This window comes from Sporomusa aerivorans, assembly GCF_041428895.1.
Taxonomy (GTDB): domain Bacteria; phylum Bacillota; class Negativicutes; order Sporomusales; family Sporomusaceae; genus Sporomusa; species Sporomusa aerivorans.
On record NZ_CP156926.1, the window covers coordinates 4412501 to 4428430 of the forward strand.

General features: G+C 46.4%; 15 protein-coding genes, 1 rRNA gene and 1 other annotated feature (1 of these 17 running past the window's edge). All 16 genes read right to left on the bottom strand.

Going from position 1 to position 15930, the window contains the following annotated elements; all coding sequences use genetic code 11:
• Positions 1–1134 (bottom strand): 16S ribosomal RNA (locus tag SATMO3_RS21345) (it extends 421 nt beyond the left edge of the window).
• 560 nt (positions 1135–1694) lie between these two features.
• On the bottom strand, positions 1695–2066 hold the full coding sequence (locus SATMO3_RS21350; RefSeq protein WP_371371740.1) for a helix-turn-helix domain-containing protein: 372 nt from the start codon (positions 2064–2066) through the stop codon (positions 1695–1697).
• 30 nt (positions 2067–2096) lie between these two features.
• Positions 2097–2462, bottom strand: coding sequence for a hypothetical protein (locus SATMO3_RS21355; protein WP_371371741.1), 366 nt, complete (start codon positions 2460–2462; stop codon positions 2097–2099).
• Positions 2455–3048, bottom strand: coding sequence for a GTP-binding protein (locus SATMO3_RS21360; protein WP_371371742.1), 594 nt, complete (start codon positions 3046–3048; stop codon positions 2455–2457). Before SATMO3_RS21360 ends, SATMO3_RS21355 begins: the two co-directional genes overlap by 8 nt.
• A 115-nt stretch (positions 3049–3163) precedes the next feature.
• Complete coding sequence (locus tag SATMO3_RS21365) at positions 3164–3961, bottom strand: methyltetrahydrofolate cobalamin methyltransferase (RefSeq protein WP_371371743.1); 798 nt, start codon at positions 3959–3961, stop codon at positions 3164–3166.
• A 56-nt stretch (positions 3962–4017) separates the two neighbouring features.
• Complete coding sequence (locus SATMO3_RS21370; RefSeq protein ID WP_371371744.1) at positions 4018–5397, bottom strand: methyltransferase MtaB domain-containing protein; 1380 nt, start codon at positions 5395–5397, stop codon at positions 4018–4020.
• A gap of 22 nt (positions 5398–5419) precedes the next feature.
• Positions 5420–6058, bottom strand: a complete 639-nt coding sequence (locus SATMO3_RS21375; RefSeq protein ID WP_371371745.1) for a B12-binding domain-containing protein — start codon at positions 6056–6058, stop codon at positions 5420–5422.
• Positions 6059–6309: 251 nt separating this feature from the next.
• The gene (locus SATMO3_RS21380; protein WP_371371746.1) at positions 6310–6969 is read right to left on the bottom strand and encodes a corrinoid protein; all 660 of its coding nucleotides are present in this window, start codon (positions 6967–6969) and stop codon (positions 6310–6312) included.
• A gap of 15 nt (positions 6970–6984) precedes the next feature.
• Positions 6985–8256, bottom strand: coding sequence for a PocR ligand-binding domain-containing protein (locus tag SATMO3_RS21385; RefSeq protein ID WP_371371747.1), 1272 nt, complete (start codon positions 8254–8256; stop codon positions 6985–6987).
• Positions 8257–8316: 60 nt separating this feature from the next.
• The gene (locus SATMO3_RS21390; RefSeq protein WP_371371748.1) at positions 8317–10158 is read right to left on the bottom strand and encodes an ASKHA domain-containing protein; all 1842 of its coding nucleotides are present in this window, start codon (positions 10156–10158) and stop codon (positions 8317–8319) included.
• A complete protein-coding gene (locus SATMO3_RS21395) occupies positions 10148–10816 on the bottom strand; it encodes a DUF1638 domain-containing protein (protein WP_371371749.1) in 669 nt (222 codons plus the stop codon). The genes SATMO3_RS21390 and SATMO3_RS21395 overlap by 11 nt, the downstream gene beginning before the upstream one ends.
• Positions 10817–11077: 261 nt before the next feature.
• Positions 11078–11545: a bacterioferritin gene (gene bfr / locus SATMO3_RS21400; RefSeq protein ID WP_371371750.1), complete on the bottom strand. Its 468-nt coding sequence runs from the start codon at positions 11543–11545 to the stop codon at positions 11078–11080.
• A 123-nt stretch (positions 11546–11668) separates the two neighbouring features.
• A complete protein-coding gene (locus tag SATMO3_RS21405) occupies positions 11669–12976 on the bottom strand; it encodes a phenylacetate--CoA ligase family protein (RefSeq protein ID WP_371371751.1) in 1308 nt (435 codons plus the stop codon).
• Between the two features lie 29 nt (positions 12977–13005).
• On the bottom strand, positions 13006–14586 hold the full coding sequence (locus SATMO3_RS21410; protein ID WP_371371752.1) for a sodium:solute symporter: 1581 nt from the start codon (positions 14584–14586) through the stop codon (positions 13006–13008).
• A 24-nt stretch (positions 14587–14610) separates the two neighbouring features.
• Positions 14611–14718, bottom strand: coding sequence for a symporter small accessory protein (locus SATMO3_RS21415; RefSeq protein ID WP_371371753.1), 108 nt, complete (start codon positions 14716–14718; stop codon positions 14611–14613).
• Positions 14719–14833: 115 nt separating this feature from the next.
• Positions 14834–15126 (bottom strand) — a binding site (T-box leader).
• 136 nt (positions 15127–15262) lie between these two features.
• On the bottom strand, positions 15263–15736 hold the full coding sequence (locus tag SATMO3_RS21420) for a DoxX family protein (protein ID WP_371371754.1): 474 nt from the start codon (positions 15734–15736) through the stop codon (positions 15263–15265).
• Positions 15737–15930 lie beyond the last annotated feature (194 nt).

The window sequence follows — 15930 nt, forward strand, 5'->3', positions numbered from 1 at the left end:
AAAGGATAAGGGTTGCGCTCGTTGCGGGACTTAACCCAACATCTCACGACACGAGCTGACGACAGCCATGCACCACCTGTTTTCGTGTCCCCGAAGGGAGGGATCTATCTCTAGACCTTTCACTCAATGTCAAGCCCTGGTAAGGTTCTTCGCGTTGCGTCGAATTAAACCACATACTCCACCGCTTGTGCGGGCCCCCGTCAATTCCTTTGAGTTTCAACCTTGCGGCCGTACTCCCCAGGCGGGGTACTTATTGCGTTAACTCCGGCACAGGAGGGGTCGATACCTCCTACACCTAGTACCCATCGTTTACGGCCAGGACTACCGGGGTATCTAATCCCGTTCGCTCCCCTGGCTTTCGCGCCTCAGTGTCAGACACAGTCCAGAAAGTCGCCTTCGCCACTGGTGTTCCTCCCAATATCTACGCATTTCACCGCTACACTGGGAATTCCACTTTCCTCTCCTGCACTCAAGATTCCCAGTTTCCTGCGCCCATACGGAGTTGAGCTCCGCACTTAGACACAAGACTTAAAAATCCACCTACACGCCCTTTACGCCCAATAATTCCGGACAACGCTTGCCACCTACGTATTACCGCGGCTGCTGGCACGTAGTTAGCCGTGGCTTCCTCCTTTGGTACCGTCATTACCTTGCATTATTTACACAAGATACGTTCGTCCCAAACGACAGAGCTTTACGATCCGAAAACCTTCTTCACTCACGCGGCGTTGCTCCGTCAGACTTTCGTCCATTGCGGAAGATTCCCCACTGCTGCCTCCCGTAGGAGTCTGGGCCGTGTCTCAGTCCCAGTGTGGCCGTTCATCCTCTCAGACCGGCTACTGATCGTCGCCTTGGTGAGCCATTACCTCACCAACTAGCTAATCAGACGCAGACCCATCTCTAAACGGTAGCTTATATATAGAGGCCACCTTTCTTAACTCAGTCATGCAACCAAGTTACCACATTCGGTATTAGCACCACTTTCGCGGTGTTGTCCCCAGTTTAGAGGCAGGTTGTCTACGCGTTACTCACCCGTTCGCCACTAAGTATCCATAAATGAATACTCCGTTCGACTTGCATGTGTTAGGCACGCCGCCAGCGTTCGTCCTGAGCCAGGATCAAACTCTCCAATAAAGTTTTATTTATTGAAGCCATCTGATGGCTCATAAAATTTAAAGAAATTATTTAATGTGCTCAAATGAGCACCGCACATCTGGCTTTCCGTACATTGTATCAAGATTACATTCGCGACGGCCATTAGGACCGTGATGCGTTTGTAAGCTTGCACGATAGTACGTTGATGCATTACTTACATTGTTCAGTTTTCAGGGAACACTCTTTTTTTGCCGTTTGTTTCACCGGCGCAGAATCATATAATAGCATTTTTAATTATTTATGTCAACACTATTATTTATTCCATTTATTACCGCCGCTTACAGCGACTTTTATAGATTATCATGAACTGACTATTCTGTCAAATGTTAATTTTTGGTTATTTCATTCGGGTTTTGCGAGTTCGTGACAGGTATATAAATTTATCAGATATATTCGCGTTTGTCAACCATAAAACAAGATGCTGTTTCGAAAACATGACTAGCGTAATGTTTTTTTGCCTTTACGCTAAGCGTCTTATACTGCCTTTGAGTATAAAAAACTCCCGGCCGAATTAAATCACGGCCAGGAGAAAGGGGGCTTCATATTAACGTTGCGTTAATTTTGTGTCTTATACAGCGAATAAATTCTATAGCCTGCTGTAATTCCGCAGGACTAATATCAGCTTTGACTGCGTAATCAACTACCCCAAGGTAGTCAGACGTTTTCTCTGCATTTTGTAATTTATCAATAGTTCTAAATGTATCTAGTGTCTCGATATCTTCCCGAAAGAAAAATTCAACCGGGATATTGAGCACTTTTGCTAAACTGACAATTTTATCACGACCAAATTGACGGCGGTTATTTTCAACATGTGATATGTACGACTGGCTTACATTCAGCAGCTTAGCCAATTGCTCGGTCGTTAGTGCGGATTTTTCGCGAACATATCGTACCTTATCACCAAACTTCATAAACCGTTCCTCCTGTCGTGTCCCCGAAAATTACTTTTTTTTCAAAGCTTCGGTTATCACTGCTTCAACTTCGCTGAAAGTGTATCCAAAGATTAAAACATTTACATGCAACTCTATATGGGTTAAACCAATACCGCTGACTTTAGACCAATATTTTGAGGGGGTGATATCTATCTGCTCCAGCCGTGTTAGCGATAAGAAGAGATAACGATCTATGACCGGCTCCGGCAGTCTGGCTAGAATTTTGATATGTCCTAGAATAATCCCGTTATAGGCTAACGCTCTGCCAATAAAGGCTATCGACTCTCGCAAGAGTTCTTCGGTTTGCGTGGTTGTCATAATTTTACCAAGAGATACGTCATACCATTTGCTAAATACAGTGGCAGTATTATTCAAAGCGAACGACCTCCTCAAGCACGCCAGGGGATAGCTCATTGGCGGCGCTGGTAAGTACAATCTTCATTTGGTTATTTATTGCCCGCAGATCCTGTTCAATTTTGGGTATATCCTGACCGGAAAGATCTACTTTATTAAGAATAATTAAATCACTACCCTCTACCTGTCCAAGAACAAGCGGCTTTAACAAAGTTGTCAGTTCCGACCAGCGGCCCCGATCAACTATCGTGATGGTTTTTAGTCCTGAAAAAACCGAACAATATTTTTCAAGCGCTTTGACGGTTTTAGCAGGATACGCCAGACCTGTCATCTCGATCATCACCCAGGCTGGGTTCACAGTCTCATGAATCTCATTAACACCACGTATCAAGTCACTGGAAATCTGGCAACATACACAGCCGCCAAATAACCGTTTTACTTTTAAGCCGCTATTGAGAAACAGTTTGTCATCGATTCCATTAGCCCCGATTTCATTCTCGATTATAGCAACAGTTTCCTGACGGATGGCGGTAATATATTTAGCAACCTGCAGCATAATTGTAGTTTTACCAGATCCCAGAAAACCGCCAAAGAGCAAAATCTGCATAGAGTTCTCCCCCCACAGGCTTCGATTCCCCCATTATCCGTTTAATTCCGGTAAACGGATAATTACGAAGGGGCTATCCCCATCCGCTCGGAGACAACCCCTTGTTGAAATGTGACTACCAGGTAAATGCGTCCCGCCGATAAGCCTCAAGATAGTTGCAGCAAAAGCTGTCCCGGCCAGCCAGCGTTTCAGCCGTAACGATACTGGCCATCATGGCTTTGTCCAACGGATTGATAATTAAACCATCCAGCCCTTTGGCAACGCCCATCACCGCAAACATTTGATTCATAAACTTCCGGTTAGGCAATCCATAGGAGATGTTGGATAACCCGCAGATAGTATGAACTCCAGGGTAATTCGTCGTGATAACCTGGATAGCATCCAAAAACTCAATGCCATAAGTGTCACTGGTGGCTATAGGCTGAACCAGGGCATCGATATAAATATTGCCCAAAGGTATACCGTGCTGAGTCAGACTGTTAATCAGTTTATCCGCAATTCTTACCCTGGCTTCCGTCGTTTCCGGCATACCGTCATCACTCATGCACAGGGCAACCACTTTGAGATCCGTTCCGGAAATAACCGGCAATAGCGAATAGTAGCGTTCTTTTTCCAGTGATATAGAGTTGACCATGGCTATCCCTTTATGAACAGCAAGTGCCTGCTCTACACATTTTGGATCCGGACTGTCAATGCAGCAAGGTGCATCGACAGCCTCCTGAGCAATTTTAACCAGCCATGTAAGATACTCTGACTCTTTTCCTACAAATACGCCGGCATTAACATCAATATATTGCGCGCCGGCCTCGAACTGGTCTTTTGCCACTTTTTGAATAGCAGCGGTATCTTGTGCTTCGATAGCGGCGGCAATAGCCTTGCGACTGGAATTGATAAGTTCACCAACAACTATCATTGTATTGTCCTCCTTCGGCAGTCGTTTTTAGCTAATCTTCTTGTCAATCAATTAGATTACTTCAGGCCGTATTCGGAGGGAATGAACTTATCCAGTTCGAGTTCGCCTTTTATTTCGTGCCAGAATTTTTCTTCGTCGTCAGGAATGGCGTCCACTTGGCCATCCATAATATCCAGCCAGTTTTTCTCACGTTCGGCAATATAGACTTCATTACCGGCAACAGCCTTTCTGATGGCTTCAATGGCCAGTTTGGCGCCGGCTTTCGTTCTCAGGAAAGGAGTCTTGGCTTTTATCAACTCTTTACTAATATCAAACACCACGTCAGGACGCAAGATATACGCCTGCGGATCCCACTTGGAGTCAGAATCTGAAAGTAAATCCCTAAAGGTGACTCCATAGCCTTTTTGTTTGGCTACATTCATCAGGCGGCAATCATATATTAATTGCTCAATAGAAACAACCGGAGCGATATCTGACAAAAGACGAACCGGTGTGACAGATTCATTGCTCCATAGGTCGGCTACCGCAGCGGAAATGTTGCCAACCGCGCTGAAATGGGCGCAAGCGGCTGATTTGCCTTCCATAGCTATCGGTACACCGGCAATGGCTTTGCAGTATACGCCTTCATAGCCGCAATCCTTATTGGGTCCAACTGCACCGGCTTCATAAGGGGCAAGGGTTCTCGCCACACTGGCCACCCGCACTACCGCCGCAAATACATTGGGGATGAATCCTTTATGGGCAAGGACCATAGCGGTATTAGCAAAGCCGCAAGCCGTGTCGCCGGCTGCCTGCGCACCATTTTCTTTTGAAATCCGCACAATATGCTCCCATAAGAATTTCATGTCTCTGGTACCCATAATTCCTAAAGCAAAAATTACTTTCGTTAAATCAGCATTCACGAGTGCGTCATCATGAATCTCTTTACCACCGGTTGACTCTATTGCGATAAAATCGGCGCCGCCTTTAGCAGACCCTTCTATCGTCCTTAGGAGATTATCAAAAATTTCACCGCTACGCATGAGTGGCGGCCGTTTAAATTCGCGCACATCACCCGGTGTACTGCGCAAAGCGCTTTTCAGTCCGTATTTGGCCTCGTACTCGCGCATGGCATTAACCAGGAGATTGTTAACTTCAATACCCCATTCCGGTACCAGTGTCATTTCCGGCAGCATTTCGAATTCTACCACAATTCCCGGGGCATATAATTCTTTGGCCCGCTTCAGTACTCCGTTGATCATTTCAGTATAAATTTCTTTGACCTCGGGCATTGTCCCGGCGTTGACTTCCATTGGCGGTAAAGTAAAATTAAGTTCCGGATAGATCTCGCCACCGCCAATTACTAAACCGTTTTTGCACTTAACCGGATTAGGAGCACTGCCGTATACAAAATCGTTTAGCGAGTTGTAAGCCAAATTTTCAAAGGTTTTTGCCATTTCCAATTACCTCCCCATTAAGTTACTGTCTTTTTGCCAGTATTTTTTTGGCGACATCAACCGCCACAACAGCATCTTCGGCATAATAATCGGCATTAATGTTTTTAGCATACGCTTCGCTGACAGGGGCCCCGCCAATCATAAAGGCAAACTGGCTGCGTACACCGGCTTTTTCAAATTCTTTTATTACTCTATCCATATAGGGCATTGTTGTTGTCAGTAACGCTGAGAGGCAAACCATGTCAGCTCCAACCTCTTTGGCTTTTGCCAAAAATGCCTCAGCAGGTACATCGATGCCCAGATCATACATTTCGATACCGGCACCTTTTAGCATCATACGAACTAGATTCTTGCCGATATCATGTAAATCGCCTTTAACAGTACCGATAACAGCCTTGCCAACCGGTTTAGCTCCGGTTGCGGATAAAACAGGTTCCAGAACCTGCATCCCGGCATTCATTGCCTTGGCTGCCATCAACATTTCAGGTACATACATTTCGTTATTTTTAAACTTCTCCCCAACTACTGCCATGGCGGAAATTAGGCCATCATTTAATATTTCGGTTGGAGCAACCTTCTGAGCCAAACCTTCAGATACCATTTCTTTTACCTTGGCTCCATTCCCTTTTTGTACGTACAGCGAGAGTTGATTAAAATCCATTTCTCTTCCCCCTTGTTTTTGGTAAATTTTCAATTGTTACCAGATTCAATCATTTCCTTTTTCTGGTTTCAGTATATCACTGCTTGTATTCTGAAAGTTCGCACCATTACTGCTCTTTTGAATGCAATTCGAGCATCGTACACTATGTGAATAAAAACACGATTAAAACGCGCCATTACAGCCAATTGGCATGGACGCAAAAAGAAGCATCCGGCTCCCTAATAGGACCAGATGTTTCTTTTTGCTGTATGTTATGTTGCCAGATTTCTTCGCAGTAAAATTTTATTCAGGTTATGATCGAGATAACTCTTAACATCCTTGGCACATTTAAAGTAGCAGTCTGCGCCGATTACCCGGGCAAAACCTTCATCCACCGGTGCGCCGCCAACGGCTACAATCAAATCCTTACGCATATCTGCCTCTTTTAAGACATTGATAACTTTCCGCATAACAGGCATCGTCGTAGTTAAGAGCGCCGCCATCATTAATATCTCAGCTTTGTACTTTTCAACAGCCTGGAGAAATCGTTGCGGCGTAACGTCAATTCCCAAATCGACAATGTGCGCCCCTGTACTCATTACCGTTAACTTAACTAAATTCTTCCCAATATCATGCAAGTCACCGGCTACTGTCCCAATTACAATAGTTCCGGTCTGTTTTTTGACTTTGTATTTAAGATGTGGTTCCACCACTGTCAGTCCGGCGTGCATAGCCCGCGACGACAGCAGAACCTCCGGCACAACAATCCGCCTGTGACTGTATTTTTCGGCAACCTGATCCATGCCGACAATGAGGCCTTTCTCCAGAATTGCCAGCGCAGGATAGCCTTGCGCCAAAGCCTTGCTGCACAGTTCCACTACCGACTCAGCCTCACCAGTCTTCACTTTTTCGGTAATTTGATCATAAATCATGCGCATCTCCTCCAGTTAAGACAGGCTGTTACGGTAGATTAGCGGCGCAACGCCAATATACCTTGAAAAAACCTTGGCGAAATGGCTTTGGCTTTGAAACCCGACTGACTGCGAAACTTGCGCAACACTCAACTCCGGTTTCTTCATCAATTCAACCGCCTGTTCTACCCGTACCCGGGTAATATAATCATTGACAGTACAGTTTACCTCTTGACGGAATAAGCGTGACAGGTGCGAAGGGCTAATAAATAAGCGCGCAGCCACATCCTCAATTTTGATGGCCTGTGAGTAGTTCTCCAGAATAAAGGCTTTGGCTTCATTCACTAATCCGTTGTATTTTTTCTCCTCTAAGGCCACACTCTGATCCAGTACCATAGTCACAAATTTTTTCATATGAGAAAAGAATTTCTCCAAATGCTGGCAATCATTAATCCTATCATTAAACGTCTCCAGCAACACCATTACGGTCTCCGGTTCCGCCCCCCCTTCCACCGCAGCCCGTGAAACCAAAGCTGCCAGTTCAATGATACGCAATTTTATCGGCACCTGTTCGCCGGTGGATTTTACAAAAAGTTGTATGAACAGCGTATGTAAAGATTTTTCGGCCCGGGGTTTATCCCCCAGTCGAATATACCGGAGAAAACTCCTCTCCCGCTGTAAATAGGAGCCGTAGTCATAGCCTTCTTTTACCAGGGAAAGTTGCTGCCGTTTACGCTCTTCCAGTTCTTTGTGGATGAGCTGCTGCATTTTATAGGTTTCCACATTCTCCAAAACATGCAGGTCCCGCTTCATAAGCTGGTTTACGGTGACGTACAAAACATCGGCTGCCGCCTGGAAGCGGACAGGAGAAATGATATCAAGTTGTCCGGCTGTTCTCTCGAGCTCAGCAAAATCATTCACTTCCGGGTTCAACTCGTGCAGTTCTTGATAAAAAAAACGGTCAGGCTTCCACAGTAACACCTGGCTGCAAATAATGCTTCCTAAAGAAATGCCCCGTAGGGTAATAGGCACAGCCCAAATAACCAGACCGGCCCGGCAACGGAAAAAGTAGGGTTCCTCCCATTTCGACGCTTCCTGCGTTGCCTGTTTATAGGAAGCCCGGCATTTCTCAACCCCGCTGGGTTTACTGCGGATATACCGGCAAAACTCACAGCGCTCGGCTGTTTCAAAAAGACCAAAGGATTCTCCATTTTTATTTACAATTGCCACATGTAGACCGGTCGCTTTGGAAAAATTATCCAGCACCTCTTCCAGATATTGGAGGTCAACCAGATTTCTGTCAATCATATTCCAACACCCCAATCTAAAAAGATACGTCTTACAGATACAGTCCATTAATATTACTAATTATATTTCACAAGGTTCGATACACATGCTATCCATAAAATACATACTAAAAGTGGCGCTCCCGCCTAATTCTATGTGCTGAATGCTATCAGCCTGCCGCCACAAACGGTCAAATGCCCGCTTATCCAGCAAAGCCTTTACAGCCCCGGCGTGAGCCGCATTGCCGGCTGTCTTTAATTTATGCAAGCCCATCTTGGGAATAAGCCCGATGTCTAAGGTGCTGGCTAAATTGAGATGAGTTGCAAAGGTTCCCGCTAATACCACTGAATCAATATCCTCTATCCGCAGTCCGGCAATATTGAGCAGCGTTCGGATTCCGGCACAAACTGCCCCTTTTGCCAGTTGCAGCTGGCTGAGATCATACTGGCTTAAAACAATATCATTTCCGCCGGCGTTATAGGCTAAAACAAACTCCCGTCCTTGCTGTCCGGTACGAATTCTCGCTGCCAATGCCGGAGCCAGATCCGCCTGCACCTCCGGATCAGCCGGATCTGAGATTGCTCCATATTGATTAATAACACCGGCTAGCCGCATTTGCTGAACAGCCTCGATAAGACCGGAGCCGCATATGCCTGTCGCTGCCCCGCCGCCAATGACTGAGACTTCGACACTTTGCCGGTCAATATGTACCCGCTCGATCGCACCAGGCTGAGCCCGCATGCCATAAGTAATCCCGGCGCCTTCAAATGCAGGCCCGGCAGCAGTGGAACAAGCCCACATCTTTACACCGTCTTGCAAATACAATTCACAGTTTGTACCAATGTCGATCAGTAAATGCCGGCCGTCTGCCAGCAGCTCCTCTGCACCCAGAACAGCCCCCAGTGTATCGCCGCCGACAAAGCCACCCACGTTGGGAAATAAAATAACTCTGGCCTGCGGGTGCAGCGCCAGCCCTGTCTCGTCCGCGGAAAATTCCAGGGCGGCATTACATACAGATACAAAGGGAGAAAGCGCCAGATAGGAAACATCGAGTCCTAAAAACAAATGATGCATAGTAGTATTGCCTACTATAACCGCCTTGAAGATTTGGCTGCCAGCAATGCCTGCCGTATTACACACTTTCGTAATCAGCCCATTTATGGTACCGGTTACTGCTTCCCGCAGTAAAGTACGCTTGTCCGGCCCCTTGCTGGCCATTTCAATGCGGGAAATGACATCCGCCCCATAACGCGTCTGCCCATTTTCGGCTGCCGCCAGCCGTACCATAGTTCCATTTGCCAAATTATACAAGGCAACCGCGATATTAGTAGTACCAATATCAATGGCTACTCCATAAACCGGTATTGGCTCTGTCCCCGGAAAAATGTCAAGAATACATTCGTCCCATAAAACAGCCGTTACAGAAAACTCTTCCTGCCTTATTACCGGAGCTAACGTCTGCATCTCAGGCAATCCTATCTTCAGGTTACCAGTCGCGCAGCTAGCCCGCAATTTTGTCCAAAGCCGTTCCCAGTCGCTCCGCTCATCCTGAAGGGTTGGCTTATCCAGAGTAACGTATACCTGCTGAATACCACAGAATTCACTGTCGGCCTGATCGGCGGCAAATAGCAGGCCCTCCTTCCGGTCAACATAGCCATTCTCCCCGCAATTGATCGCCATGCCGGCCTGAGGCTTAACCTGACATGCCAGCCGGGCACCGGCAGCAAGCTCACCGGCGCTGAGTTTTTGGTATTCTATCTCGGTGGGTTCCGGCGCGCAGGCAGTTATTTGTACTTTACACTTCCCGCAGGTTCCATGGCCATTACAAACATTCGTCAGCGGTTGACTGCAGCGGAGCAAGGCATCCAGCAAGCTTTCCCCCTCCGCTACGGACAAGTGTTCGGAATTAACTTTAATCTGCATTAAAAATCCCCTCCTCCAACACGATCGGTGTCCCCGGCGCCACCCTGATAACGCCGGGATGTGACAGCTGGTTTACAACAGCATTCAACAGTTCTAAATCTCCGGCGACTTCACTAATTTTCCAGCCGAAGAAACTGGCAATTTGCTTTACCTTTTGTCTGTATTCCTCTATTTTTTTCCTATCTGCGGCAGTACGGATAAATATGGCTTCCCGGTAGGCTCCGTAAAGACTCTGAATTAGATAATGGGCCTTGTCTTGGCCGTATTTTTCAATGTATTCTAAATATTCATCATAGGGATTTCGACCGTAATCCAGCCATCCCTGACTGAAATAATAAGCAGCCGGATTACGCGCCGACTGTTCCTGCCGCCTTAGATCCGACCCCAGCAATACACTAATGCAATCATGCGCGTTTGGCAGTACCAGCGGCACGCGGGCAGAAGCCAAGCCTTCCACGGCACGGGAACATCTCCCATAGGTTAAAATGATTTTATCATAGTCCTGGCAGGTATTAATTGTTTGCTGCAGTTCCCTATGCAATTTACCAGGACAGGCATGTAAGGAAAAGTCAAAAAAAACACAGTCAGCAGGGGAGCCAGGTTGCATTGCCAACACTTCATTTTTCGTGGAAATACAGCCAATCAGTTTAATCCTCATTGTATTCCCCCAACTCCAACTGGAATAAAAAATGAAAAGTGTAAAAATTATACAGTCAATTTAATAATATATACATTTACTTTTAATGTCAAAGGTTTATATATTCACAAACATTTATATCCTTGCACCGCTTTTGTCTATATGACAGCTTGTAATTTTGAACAGGGCCTTTTAAGAGATAAATCCTGCTTCCCTGACAATTTGTCATATAAAAAACATTCCCGAAATCATGTAATACATTGATTCCGGGAATGTTCCTATTTATCTTACTTGTGTTGTCAGGAATATAGGCAGAGTCATATGAGAAACCTGATCTTGCAATTCTTCGATACCGTCAATATGACGGTCTTCATCGCTAAGAATTTCTTCCAGTATCTCCCTGGTAGCAAAATCATTAACTTCGCCTGCCAGCCTTATGGCGGCATTATAGGCGGCGATTGCTCCCTCTTCGGCGGCATGATCATATTCAAGCTGTTTGGGAATGTCACTGCCAATATGAATCTCTTTCAAATTGGAAACAATGGGTGTACCTTCAAGGAACAGGATTCGTGCAATCAATTTCTCGGCGTGTTTCATTTCCGAAATAGCCCGCTGTTCAAATTGATTGTGTAATTTGTCATAACCCCAGTTGGCACACATTTCAGAATGGACAATGTACTGGTTGATAGCGCTAAGTTCGTCAGCAAGAAGTGAATTTAAGGTCTCAATTAATTGGGGATTTCCTTTCATTCGACAGAATCTCCTTCCTGGTATGTATTTAGGCTTAACCTAAATTAAACATACCATTTTTATCCACTTATTGCAATAAAAAATTATTAGTACCAGGTACTCATTATACTTCTGTTAACCAGATCACTTTTGATCCCTTAAATCAATAATCCTTTTGGCTTTGCCTTCGGAACGGGCAATCGTTTTTGGCTGCACCAAACGCACGGCAGCATCGATCGACAGTATGACCCGCAGCTTGTGGCGGATCATATCCTGCAGGCCCTCCAGCTTACGGAAATCTTCCAGCAGACTCTCATCAGCCAGTTCAACTTTGACTTCCAGATCGTCCAGGTAGCCTTTCCGGCGCACGATGATGTTATAATGCGGCCCAATTTCGCGAATACCAACCAAAACACTCTCTATCTGGGAAGGGAAGATGTTAACACCGCGAATTTTAAGCATATCATCCGTCCGGCCCTGAACCTTATTCATGCGTACCAGAGTCCGGCCGCATTGGCAAGGCTCCGGATTAAGACTGGTAATGTCACGGGTACGGTAACGCAGCAACGGAAAACCCTCCTTGGTCATGGTAGTAATGACCAGTTCTCCCGTTTCGCCGTAAGGCAGCGGCGCACCTGTTACCGGATCGATAATTTCCGGATAAAAGTGGTCTTCATTGATATGCAGCCCTGCCTTGCATTCACACTCACCGGAAACACCGGGCCCGATCAATTCACTCATACCATAGTTTTCAACAGCACTGATGCCCCATAAACGTTCAATGACCTGACGCATCCCATCTGAGCAGCCTTCCGCACCGAACAGACCTAAGCGGACATTGAGCGAACGGGTATCAATACCCATACTGTGGGCAGTTTCCGCAAGATATAAGGAATAGGACGGAGTACTTACTAAAATAGTCGTGCCAAAATCCTGCATCAGCATGATTTGCCGTTCGGTGTTGCCGGTTGAAGCTGGTACGATAGTGGCCCCCAGCTTTTCAAGACCATAATGCAGCCCGAAGGCGCCGGTAAATAACCCGTAGCCAAAAGCGACCTGAGCTACATCATCTTCCCGGGCGCCTGCGGCCACGGCGATACGGGTTACCATCTCGGCCCACAGTTCAATGTCCTTTTTGGTATAACCCACAACCGTGGGCTTGCCGGTAGTACCCGAAGAAGCATGTAACCGCACAATTTTTTTTAACGGAGTACTAAATAAACCATATGGATAGTTGTTACGGATATCATCCTTAGTAGTAAAAGGCAGCAGGCGAATATCCCGCAAGGAGCGGATGTGATTTAGCCCTACCCGGGAATCATCCAGAGCCTCCCGGTAAAAAGACACATTTTCGTATACCCGGGCAACAACCTGCCGCAATCTTGTAAGCTGCAACTCCTCCATCTGTGGCCGCTCTATGCATTCTGCCGCTTTATCCCAAATCATAAACATCACTGTTCCTTCTCTTATTTTGGTAATCCTTACTGCTTGACAATTACCGCCTGCTGTCCAGGCTGCGTCAGGGAACTCGTAACCACAAGCGTTATCGCGCTGACCGGCAGCGTTATGACAAGCGGATCAATATATGTCCAGGGTGCTGACGCCAGCGTATTTACGCCGAACAATTTGAAACATACACCAAAAATAGCCGCTTCCCTTTCGTGAATAAACAATACTGTCAGCAGATAGACAAAGGAAGCTATGACCATACTGACAATGGCGCCTTGCGGCGTCACCTTCGGCCAGTACAAGGCAGCGGTATACATGGGCAAAAAGGCCGAGGTACACATACCAAAAAACAAAGCCGTCGCAATGGCTATTACTCCTAAAGGCAGCTGAAACGCCAGCAGGATAGTTAAAGCCAAACCGAATAAGGTCCCAAGCCTGGCGATCAGCAACGTTTTTTTGTCACTGGCGTCTCTATTGGGATTTAAATCATAAGAAACAGATGTGGCTATGATATGAAATTGACCGCTTAACGTAGACATAGCTGCAGATAACAAAGTAAACAAAAACAGATACTTTAACCATTCCGGCATGGCCTGCGTGATATACAGGGGGATAATTTTATCCACATTAGCGGCCGCGCCGCCGACTGCCGTTGCTGCCAACGCCAATTGACCGGATTGTTCCATAAAATAGACATTGGACAGCGCCCCTACTGTATAGGCGACACCAGGTATCAGCAGGATGAACAGACCGCCTACCGTTAATCCTTTGTAGAGGTCTTTTGAACTGGCAACCGTCATAAACCGGACGGCCAGTTGCGGCTGGGCCAGAACACCTATACCGACCCCTAAGATAAGTGTTGAGATAACAAACCACCATAATTCCGAGCCCAACGCCGGCATAGCCGTCCATCCCTGATGTCCTTTGGCTGCCAAAGGAGCGGGAACAAGATGCTGGAGGGCGGACAGTTTGGCATGAGCTGCCGTTACCCCGCCCAGCGCCGAATAAGTTAAGATCATCAGCGCGACCATGCCGATCAGCATAATAACGGCCTGCATGGCATCGGTATAAATAACCCCGCGTAAACCACCGAAAAACACATAAGAAAAAACAATAACGGCAAATAGTATCACTGCCGAGCCGTAGCTCATCTCCAAGGCTTCCTCCATATATCTCGCGCCGCCGATCATTACGGCGGCGGCATACAGCGGCATTGCCAGACTGATTACGCCGGCGGCAAACTTTCTGATAAACGGCGAACAAAAGCGGGCTCCTAAAAACTCAGGAAACGATTTTACTTCGAGTTCGCTGGCTAACTGCCTTGTCCTTACACCATAAAAAACAAATGCTACAAAAATACCTACAAAAATGTTACATGCGGTCAGCCATAGCAGGCTCATGCCGTAAACAGCCGCAACACCGCCAAAGCCTACAATTGCCGATGTGGAAATAAAGGTTGCCCCATAGGCCAAAGCCATTAATACCGGATGCACATTACCACCGGCAATCATATAGTCTTTGGCCGATTTGGTATGCCTAAACCCCAAATATCCCAGAAACACCGTTAATACCAAATACACCGCCAGCATGCTATAAAGCAACTGATTATCCATACTACACATCCTTCCATTACCCGCTTATGCTTCTTTCCTTGTTTTCCAGACCGCATACAAGAAACAGAAAACCGTTGAGCCAATACAGGATAAATAGGCCAAAACGATCCAGGGATCCGTAATGCCGAGCATGTTGAGTCACCTCCTTACCTGAACTACAGCTTGTCTGAGTCAAGCTGCGAATGAAATGCCATATTACACTTAACCTACAAACTACTAAAAAAAGTCAAACTCCCGTCCCTTATATATAAGGGACGGGAGTATATTTCCCGCGTTACCACCCTTGTAGAGCCGTTAAAAACAGAATAGCGGCTCCCCTCACCAGAGTACGGGCAAGCATTTATCTTACCGATACCCCCTTCCAGTTAACGGCGGAAGCTCCGGCCACGCCTACCAATCACGGACAAATCCTTCGCAATCCGTTTCTTCAGCTAGCAACTCCAAGGTGTACTTCACAATTCAATCCCAGTCCGGCTTCCACCAGCCGCCGGCTCTCTGCGCTGTATATTGAATGCTACTTCTCCTCTTCACAGTCTTTAGGATAGTATTATATAATTGTCAACATAGTTTACCATTTTTGTATAATTTACACAAAACGTTTCATTGAGTATAATATAACAGTACATATGTGTTTTGTCAAGTACTGAATTCCTATTATTCCCAGAGAAATTCCCCCTTACTTGCGGTGTAATCGAAACGCCGCTTTTTCCGCCGACTCTTCAATCCCCAGCAAACGGTCCAGGCTATACTTGCCGGGCCCCACAAAGGCAGCGCCGAAGAAACTCAGGCCGTCTTCAAACGATTGCGATGCCTTTTGCAAACCTTTGCCGTCTAACATCTGCGTTGTAAAAGCAACACACATATTCATAAACAGGAGAAAACAGGCCGGACGGTAGAATAAGCCCAGCGCAAACAATAGCCCGCCGCCAAACTCGGCAAAGCTGGCCATAAACCCCCAAAAACCAGGGGCAAATTCAATACCGAATGTCCCCACCGCTTTGCCAAGACCGGCCCATTTTTCCGGTCCGCCAATAATCTTGGGCCAGCCATGCCACATGAACATCCCGCCTAAGCCCAGGCGAAATAGCAGCAAAGCCACGTCCCGGTAATTCGAGAGCATCTGCGCCAGTAGCTGTAATAGGTGTTTCAAAAAAATCACATCTCCTCCAAGTTTAGTTACTATGCAGCATCCAATGAGTTTACTGGATTTCATATCTACAGTTTACCTCATTAGTCGCAAAAATATATAAATCTTCTCGCTGCTTCCTATGTATTACAATGCAGCCCATTATAGCAATATTTCATTAATTATATATTAAATAAAATGTAGCATCTCACCCTGGC

What these genes read in the sequence shown, in the direction of transcription:
- SATMO3_RS21405 (WP_371371751.1), bottom strand. Translation starts at nt 12,976, where the DNA reads ATGTTTATGATTTGGGATAAAGCGGCAGAATGCATAGAGCGGCCACAG.
- SATMO3_RS21350 (WP_371371740.1), bottom strand. Translation starts at nt 2,066, where the DNA reads ATGAAGTTTGGTGATAAGGTACGATATGTTCGCGAAAAATCCGCACTA.
- SATMO3_RS21375 (WP_371371745.1), bottom strand. Translation starts at nt 6,058, where the DNA reads ATGGATTTTAATCAACTCTCGCTGTACGTACAAAAAGGGAATGGAGCC.
- SATMO3_RS21415 (WP_371371753.1), bottom strand. Translation starts at nt 14,718, where the DNA reads ATGCTCGGCATTACGGATCCCTGGATCGTTTTGGCCTATTTATCCTGT.
- SATMO3_RS21365 (WP_371371743.1), bottom strand. Translation starts at nt 3,961, where the DNA reads ATGATAGTTGTTGGTGAACTTATCAATTCCAGTCGCAAGGCTATTGCC.
- SATMO3_RS21385 (WP_371371747.1), bottom strand. Translation starts at nt 8,256, where the DNA reads ATGATTGACAGAAATCTGGTTGACCTCCAATATCTGGAAGAGGTGCTG.
- SATMO3_RS21410 (WP_371371752.1), bottom strand. Translation starts at nt 14,586, where the DNA reads ATGGATAATCAGTTGCTTTATAGCATGCTGGCGGTGTATTTGGTATTA.
- SATMO3_RS21390 (WP_371371748.1), bottom strand. Translation starts at nt 10,158, where the DNA reads ATGCAGATTAAAGTTAATTCCGAACACTTGTCCGTAGCGGAGGGGGAA.
- SATMO3_RS21370 (WP_371371744.1), bottom strand. Translation starts at nt 5,397, where the DNA reads ATGGCAAAAACCTTTGAAAATTTGGCTTACAACTCGCTAAACGATTTT.
- SATMO3_RS21360 (WP_371371742.1), bottom strand. Translation starts at nt 3,048, where the DNA reads ATGCAGATTTTGCTCTTTGGCGGTTTTCTGGGATCTGGTAAAACTACA.
- SATMO3_RS21380 (WP_371371746.1), bottom strand. Translation starts at nt 6,969, where the DNA reads ATGATTTATGATCAAATTACCGAAAAAGTGAAGACTGGTGAGGCTGAG.
- bfr (WP_371371750.1), bottom strand. Translation starts at nt 11,545, where the DNA reads ATGAAAGGAAATCCCCAATTAATTGAGACCTTAAATTCACTTCTTGCT.
- SATMO3_RS21395 (WP_371371749.1), bottom strand. Translation starts at nt 10,816, where the DNA reads ATGAGGATTAAACTGATTGGCTGTATTTCCACGAAAAATGAAGTGTTG.